The sequence below is a fragment of the Okeania sp. SIO2B9 genome, assembly GCF_010672505.1.
GTDB lineage: Bacteria > Cyanobacteriota > Cyanobacteriia > Cyanobacteriales > Microcoleaceae > Okeania > Okeania hirsuta.
Genome location: NZ_JAAHGK010000176.1, coordinates 1 through 8,081 on the forward strand (window position 1 = coordinate 1; position 8,081 = coordinate 8,081).

Genomic DNA, 8,081 nt, shown 5'->3' on the forward strand with positions numbered 1-8,081 from the left:
CTTCTGCAAGATGTCTAATGATTAGATTTAAAACATTTGTTCCGGAAGAATATTTTGGTTTTACTGAAATATTTCTTCAACCGATATACATCAACACTCCAAATTAAAATCAATATGATCGCATTTAATCTGTTAACCATTGTATTTCACGCCCCAAAAATTTTTGTAAATCCAAAATATTCTTCCGGAACAAATGTTTTAAATCTAATCATTAGACATCTTGCAGAAGTCAGGGAATAGGGTATTGGAAATAGGGAGATGAAATTATTGATTTGATATCTTAAATTGATTTAATTAACACTTTTACCGAAAATTTGTGGTTCAAACCCTTCTCTTTTAAGGGGATAAAAATAAAAATTTTCCTTTGAGTCAATCCTATCCGTTTTAAAGGAGAGGTAATTATTAATTATTAATTATTAATTGTTGAAAAGAGTTCTATTAAAACTCAAAGTAAATAAATTCAGAAGGAATAGTTGCCCCCAGTAAAATAGTTAAACCTAGCAGACCCCTAGATATCCAAGGAGATAGCAATAACTCATACTCATCTCGCTGCTGCCAAACTGCCAAATGTTCTAAAAATAATGCCCCGATCGCCACAGCTAAAGTAAAAACTAAAGCCCAAGCCTCATTTATGCTATAAGAGCTAAAAGCATCGATCACCCCTGAAAGTGAATAAGCTCCAGGTGTAACTAAAGTTACTAACTTAGTACCCAACCTACTAATATTAGTTTCCATAAAAAATAAACAGCCTAGAGTCACGGACATAAACGTCAAGGCCCAGGAAACTAAATCAGTTCTAGAAGTCCATCTACCCACAAACCTCTGAAAAGGTCTCCCGGCATATCTGATTGCCAATAGTAATGCTCCGTGGTAAGCTCCCCATAAAATAAAATTCCAGGCTGCCCCGTGCCAAAAGCCTGAAAGAGTAAATGTTATAAATAAATAAAATGGTGCCCATTGTTTATTTGCACCCATCAAAGGAATAAAAACATAGTCCCTAAACCAGTTACTCAGAGTAATGTGCCAACGTCGCCAAAATTCTTGGATACTGACAGAAGTGTAGGGTGCCAGAAAGTTTAATTCTAGTTTAACTCCCACAAATCTAGCGATACCAACAGCCATAAAGCTGTAACCACCAAAGTCAAAATATATTCTTAAAGTAAACAAAAAGGCATGAAACCAAACTAACAAAGCATTTGTTGCTTGCTCTAGGTCTATATATGGAGTAATGTTATCTGCTAGAACAAATTTCATAAATAAACCTAGAGATAACCATCGCAAACCTAATTCAAAGTTTTCTACAGTAAATTTGAATTTAAAAGATTCTAACTGGGGTAATAATTGTTTGCGTCTTTCGATTGGACCTGCTACAATTTGGGGAAAAAATGCGATAAAGTTGACGTAATCTATGAAATTAATTGGCTTTTTCTTTTTCGCTGTAAAAGAATCTACAACAAATGCCACCATCTGAAAAGTATAAAAAGAAATCCCTGGTGGAATAGTCTTATATACAGGTAAAGGAAAACTTTGTTGCCAATTATTCGGAATTCCTACCACTAAACCTACTACATCTTCTACAAAAAATGTGAGATATTTAAAGTATGCTAATACTGCTACATCAAATACTATTAAAAATGTAGCGATCGCCCTTGACTCCCAACCACGCCTTTGCAACATTAGTCGCACCATTATGTAGTTGAAAATCACCTCAAATATAAATACGGCAAAACTTTTTAAACTAGCATTTAAAAATAATGTTAGTGATAATACCATCAAGCCAATGGTATCAAAATAATCTTGCCAGAAGTTTAACCTTTTTCCTAGAGCGCGGATGGTGAAGAAAGGCACACTAAAAATCAGCAGCACCCACCAGAAGGAAAAATCCGAAAAATTCAATTAACTATTTCCTCCTCTATACTTGATAGCAACCTATCCCAATAAATTATGGTATGAGGTATTTGTCAATCTCTGAAATATTGAAATATTTTTTAGTTACCAAAAGCAATTTTATTATTGGTAACTAAGATTTTTAATTTTATGAAGATCAAGTCTTAATATATACTAAAAATCATTAGTATAACTAAGTAAAAATTCAGCCGTGAGCCATCAGCTATCTGCTATCTGCTATTACTTTTGGTAAACATTCAAAGCTGTATTAATTCAGCCCGGATTAAATCTTACTACAAAAGTCGTTAAGTCTATTTAAATTTAAACCCTATCCTCAAAAGCAGGGTCTTATAGCACTTGAAGCAAAGGTTAGAACAGCTCAAGAGTCTAAAACTTAGACCAGGTGTAAGATTTTTCCTTTTGCCTTCTGCCTTCTGCCCTCTGCTATATTGCTGTTTGCGTAGCATCCCGCAGGGAACTGCTGACTGCTCATAGCTAAATCCTCACATAACTAAGAATTTTCTCCGGGGGTTCTTCAGTTATTTTATGAACCACTTACTCCCTTCCAAAAACCACCCCAACCTTTACCAGATTTTTCAGCAGTTTCTTCCGCTTCTTCTGTTTTTTCTTCAGAGCTTGCCAAATTTTCTAATGCCTCAGAAATATCAAATTCAGAAACTAAATATTGAGCAGATTTTTCTATAGTTGGATAATCCCAAAATAAAGTAGAAGGTAACTCTAATTCTAGTTCATCTTCCAGCTCACCAACTAGAGTTACTGCATCAATTGAGTCCAAACCATAACGAGTTAAAGGTTCGGTAAATTCGATAGTACTTTTGTCAACAGACAATTGTTCTGCTAACTTTTCAGCAATCCACTTTTGTAAGATTTCTAAGGGGGAATTTTCTGTTTTTGCTTCAGTATTAAGCGTGCTGGAGTTCTGAACTTGCATTTATTTTATTCTCCTGTTTTTTAGTTTGTGCTAGTTGAAAAGGAACAATAGAAAAGATTTTATTTTCGTTATCAAGTTTGAGCATTTCTTGAGTAACTTTTTCCCAATATAATTGGTCTACTTTTCGTGAATGCCCAAAAGGTTGCAGTAGACGATTTAAACATAGTACCAACCACTCACCACCTGCAAAAAACTCACCCAGTATTTCGCGGTTATAAATCCACATATGCAAACACGCAGCAGCAGCGTGTAAAGCACAGTATTTTTTAGCTATTTCAAATAATTCTGGTGACTGGTCGTGACCAAACTCAAATGCTGAATTAGCAATTTTTTGGTCGTGAGCGTTTACTTCTTCAATAATACACTCAGTCAGTGTAGTAATTTGCTCTAAAACTTTAGTATTTATGTTAGCAGTTTTTAAAGCTTTTAACTGTTCTAAAGCAATTTCTAATCCTTGTAAAGCATCATCAGATCCCCGTCCTACAATTTCCAGTTTTTCTGGTTCAAAAGTAGGCAATTGTTTCTCCAAGGAAAAGATTATTTCCAGACGAGATTTAATTGCTTCCATCTTAGCATAATTCCGTCTAGAACGTTGTTTTGTTAACTGACGAAACTGTAAAATTAGAGAATGCAAATTAACAACTGTACTACCATCAAATACACTAATAATTGAGTTATCTCTCAGCACTTTTTGAAACATTCCCCAGTCATGTTCTTCCCGCATATAAAAACGAGAACCTAACACCACTGAAATATTATTAATCATCGTTTCTAGCTGAGTAGTAACAAAATATTTCACCACTGCACCCCAGACACTAAATTGTCCAGGAACAACATGAAATCCTCTCGCTGCTCCAATTGTTTCACAATCACCAATTAAGATGTCTAAAAAGGCTTCAGTCAAAGTTCTGCGAGGTTGAGGAATATCTAAAACTTTTTTGTTGTAAACAACTCGATTGATCGCAAATTTTAATGTAGTTCTTAAGGCTGTGTCAGCAGCTCCAAGAGAAAAAGCTGCACACAAAGTTCTGGTAATTTGAAATCCTTTCAGAGCTACTTCTAGACCGGATCCTTCTCCCTTAATCAACATATCTTCAGGAACAAAGCAATCCTTAAAACCTATCCCACTCATATCAGAAGCACGAATTCCGTGGGTAAGGATTTTTGGTAAATTGTAGTAATTTGCTGGGTCTAGTCGGCTTTTTTCTACCATAAATAAAGACAGACCTCTAGCTCCTCCATCCTCTTGGTCTGTTTTTGCTAATATATAAGAAACTCCAGAAATAGTTGCACGATTTATCGGCCACTTTTCCCCATTCAGTAAATAACCTCCAGGAACTTTTGTTGCGTTCAAATCTCCACCAATTAGGTCAGCACCATGTTCCTTCTCTGAGTAACCAAGGCACATTGCCCCATGTTCATCTTTAATATAGGTTGCTAACTTTTGCTTTTGTTCGTCTGTACCTGCCATCCAGGTAATAAAAGACCAAAATAAGGTAGTAAAAGCAATTCCAATTGTTTGGTCGCGTCTACACAAAACTCTAACAAAGGCCAAAAACTCTTCAAAAGAAGTAAACTCCCCCCCACAATTAACAGGGATATAGTGGTGTTGTAACTTCCAATTATAGAGCCACTCAATTTCCTGATGTGGAAATTCTTCACTCTCATCAATTTCAATTACTCTCTTGAAAGACATTGTACTGTCTGGATTTTGTGGATCGCCAAGAGCACGCTCTAACTCTTCAGCTACCCAATATTGCTTGAGTTTATCCATGCTAAATCTCCTATTTATCTAGGTTAAATTTCTAGCTATTTTTCATTTGGGATGCTAATGACTCAACTTCTTCTTGTAACTTTCGATACTTGGAGGTTAGTTGAGGATTTTCACTCCAGTCAGATATCACGTCTAGGGTTCCGGCCAAAAAATTGGAACGACAAGCACGACGTTGAATCTTGCCACTAGCAGTCTTAAGAATATTTCCTGACTTAGCCAAAATTACAGCATAAGCTTGTAATTCATGGTCTTCTGAAACAGCTTGGCGGATATCATTGATGACTTTCTCCGTATCCAAATCTTGAGTGCGACGTTCTACCTCTTGAACAATGACTAAATGTTCATCACCCCTAACTTCGACTGAAAAAGCAGCACCATAATCTGGACGAAGTGCCGGATGAACCTGTTGTACTGTCCACTCAATATCTTGGGGATAGTGATTTGTACCTCGGATAATAATTAAATCTTTAATCCTACCTGTAATATACAGCTCACCATCTTTCATAAATCCTAGGTCTCCAGTCCGCAAAAACGGACCTTCCCCACTATCTTTGATGTAAGCTTGGAATGTTTCTTTAGTAGTTTCTGGACGTTCCCAGTAGCCTTGAGCTACACTGGGGTCTGATACCCAAATCTCTCCCACTTCATCAGTAGCACATTTTGCTAAAGTTTCTGGATTGACAATAGCTACCTGAGTTTCACAAACTAAGCGACCACAAGATGGATAAGCTCTTACCCCTGTCGCATCAGGAGAAACTTCTACAATTTTATTTTTTTCTACTAGATCTGTTGCATCTATAGTGCAAAGTACTGGGTCTGTGAGTTTAGGTTTGGCTGAAACCAGTAAAGTATCTTCTGCTAGTCCATAACATGGAGCAAAAGCATTCCAACGAAAACCACAAGCTGAGAAAGTTTTGTAGAAACTCTCCATAACTTTTGGGTTAATAGGTTCTGCTGCATTACCTGCTGCTTCCCAATTACTAAGGTCTAAAGTAGATAGTTGTTTTGGCTTAACTCGGCGAACACAAAGGTCATAAGCAAAGTTAGGTGCTTGAGAGTGGGTCGCTTTGTAATTTGACAGAGCTTGCAGCCATCTCAGGGGTTGCTTCACAAATGAAAATGGGGACATTATGTAGCATGGAGTTCCATTATATAGGGGTTCCATCATTCCTTCCACTAACCCATAATCGTGGAAGAAAGGCATCCAGGTAATAGTTTTGCTTTCTGGTGTGTACCCACAAGCTCTCTGTAGATAGCTTAAGTGATGAATCAAATTTTTGTGGGTCAGCATTACCCCTTTTGGAGTAGAAGTAGAACCAGAGGTATACTGCAAATACGCTAGTGTATCGCCAGTAATACCTGGATCTTTCCATTCCTGAGCTATTTCTAAATCAACAGATTCAGTATCTATCCAGCGCATTGTCTCGAACTCAGGAAATTCATCAGCCACTTCTTCTACAAGGGAAATAATTGTGGCCGTTGTTAGCACCAGGGAAGCTTGAGCATCTTGAACTATGGCTCTAAGTCTAGGCAAAGTTCGTTTGAGACGACCTGCTTCTGGAGGAGGTACTGGAATTGCGATTACTCCAGAGTATAGACAACCACAAAAAGCTGCTATTGCTTCTAGTCCTTGTGGATAGAGTAGTAAGCCTCGTTCTCCTTTGACTTGATGTTTTTGTAGCAATGCTGCAATAGCTCGTACTCGATGCTCTAGTGAAGCATAAGTAAAGTTTTCCCCTTCTTTTTTGCCGTCAACCAAAAAAGTGTATGCTAGTTTTTCTGGTTGTTCTGCTGATAAAGTTTGAAGTAGGTCTATTAGGGTGGAATATTTCACTGTCTCACTCATTAGAATAGGAGAAGTATTGGCTTGTATATTCAGATATTATTTGGTTATCTGGATTGGACTTAGGATTTTACTTTAGATTATTTATCCTGAGTAATACACCTATTAGAATGTAATTTTAGTGACATTTACTTATTTTGCTTGAGCCTCAAAGCTTGATAAAGCGCTGCAATAAGTGGGTTTTCAACTATGAGGTGGTAATTTTTTTTACTATACTCTTAGCCAATCTGTTTTATTTTGGCATAAGTTGATCGACGATTGCAACTTTTAGGTTGGTTCTTTACAGAATCTTTAAGTAATCGGATAGGCTTGCAGAGAATTTTATCCTACTTCGACCTTTTGAAGGTCAATTTTTAATACTAAAAGTAGTACGGCAAGAGCAAGAGTGGTTAAATACTTAACTTTGGCTTCCAAATCAAAAAATCCGATTCAACTGAAAGCAGAAGAGCAGGGTAGGGGAGCCGTAAGTTTGACCAAGTAAGGAGGCAGTCCAAAAATCCAGGGCTATTTCATTCTTTATAGATTACCTGGGTGTTGGGAGTATGGGAAGTGTAGAGAAAAACTACAACTTTTTTATGGGTTGAATTAACTGTTTGGGGGTTTGCATTTTCCCATATCCCCCACCAACCCATACCTCCCAAACTCACTCCCCCCAATAAGTTTCAGCCTTAATGAAACAGCTATGCCAAAAATTGGAGATTTAATTTTTTGTTATTTCCTGATGTAGCAGTCGAAGCAGAACTTAGGACATTCCTAAATGCTCCAACCCAGTCATAGATTACGTATGTACGGGCGAATGGCCATTCACCCGTACTGACTTCTGACTTCTGACTTGCGCGTAGGGCTATAGTTGGTCAATCATCTCAATATTCTATATTATTTTAGATAAAAATATAGAATATTGAGAATTTATAGTAGTCGAAGGAAAGGTTAGGACAGATCAAAAGCTTAAAACTCAGACAACGTAAGATTTTTCCTTTTTTCTTCCTTCTTCCTTCTAGTATATAATTATTCCTGAGCAAATATTATCTATAATTTGATGAGTTAAAGTAAAACTTTTTTTAGATGAATAATTACAACAATAATAACTTTAAAAAAAATCCCGAAGTAGACGAGGGATATGTACCAAATGTCTTGAACCCTCTATCTAATATTTTTAAGTCTATTCAAGGTTTTTATTACCAATTGTTAGAATGGTTTAAGGAACTTCCTCAATGGGCAAAAATTATAAGTTTAATTATTATTCCTCTATTCATAATCAAGATATTAGAGGCGATTATCAGTTTAGTTTCTTTGTTAATTACTATAGCTGTGTTTGGAGGAGCGATTTATATAGGATATAAATTTTTATTCTTACCTAATTATTCAGAAACAGGTAAAGATGAAGGTGAAAGACAGAAATGAATTATGATTATTGCTGCAAACTATTAATAAATACTCAAAAATATAGATATTAAATATAGATATTATTAATACATTAAAAAATATATAAATAAAGACGAATACTAGATTTATTGGCAGTCTTAGTCTGAGTAAAATTTGCTCAATTAGATTAGTTATAGTATTTACCTAGTGTAGTGTGAAATAAAGTATCAAAATTAGTTTGACCACAAAACAATAATAGA

The 8,081-nt window shown here is 36.0% G+C and carries 5 protein-coding genes; 1 reads left to right on the plus strand and 4 read right to left on the minus strand.

Translation table 11 applies throughout. The features are described 5' to 3' along the window. Positions 1-438 precede the first annotated feature (438 nt). The 4 genes from F6K13_RS08740 to F6K13_RS08755 form a co-directional block, all read right to left on the minus strand. Entirely contained in the window at positions 439-1,896 is a 1,458-nt protein-coding gene (locus F6K13_RS08740) for an MBOAT family protein (protein ID WP_124143983.1), read from the minus strand. 535 nt (positions 1,897-2,431) lie between these two features. Beyond that, complete coding sequence (locus tag F6K13_RS08745; protein ID WP_124143982.1) at positions 2,432-2,839, minus strand: acyl carrier protein; 408 nt, start codon at positions 2,837-2,839, stop codon at positions 2,432-2,434. Continuing rightward, the gene (locus F6K13_RS08750; protein WP_124143981.1) at positions 2,811-4,613 is read right to left on the minus strand and encodes an acyl-CoA dehydrogenase; all 1,803 of its coding nucleotides are present in this window, start codon (positions 4,611-4,613) and stop codon (positions 2,811-2,813) included. The genes F6K13_RS08745 and F6K13_RS08750 overlap by 29 nt, the downstream gene beginning before the upstream one ends. 31 nt (positions 4,614-4,644) lie before the next feature. Beyond that, positions 4,645-6,459, minus strand: coding sequence for a fatty acyl-AMP ligase (locus F6K13_RS08755; RefSeq protein ID WP_124143980.1), 1,815 nt, complete (start codon positions 6,457-6,459; stop codon positions 4,645-4,647). A 1,062-nt stretch (positions 6,460-7,521) separates the two neighbouring features. On the opposite strand from F6K13_RS08755, the gene F6K13_RS08760 reads away from it, so the two are divergent. Next, positions 7,522-7,860 (plus strand): hypothetical protein, encoded by a 339-nt coding sequence (locus F6K13_RS08760; protein ID WP_124143979.1) that lies wholly within the window; start codon positions 7,522-7,524, stop codon positions 7,858-7,860. The last annotated feature ends 221 nt before the right edge of the window (positions 7,861-8,081 follow it).

Coding starts and splice junctions, on each gene's coding strand:
- F6K13_RS08745 (WP_124143982.1), bottom strand. CDS start 2,839: ATGCAAGTTCAGAACTCCAGCACGCTTAATACTGAAGCAAAAACAGAA.
- F6K13_RS08750 (WP_124143981.1), bottom strand. CDS start 4,613: ATGGATAAACTCAAGCAATATTGGGTAGCTGAAGAGTTAGAGCGTGCT.
- F6K13_RS08755 (WP_124143980.1), bottom strand. CDS start 6,459: ATGAGTGAGACAGTGAAATATTCCACCCTAATAGACCTACTTCAAACT.
- F6K13_RS08760 (WP_124143979.1), top strand. CDS start 7,522: ATGAATAATTACAACAATAATAACTTTAAAAAAAATCCCGAAGTAGAC.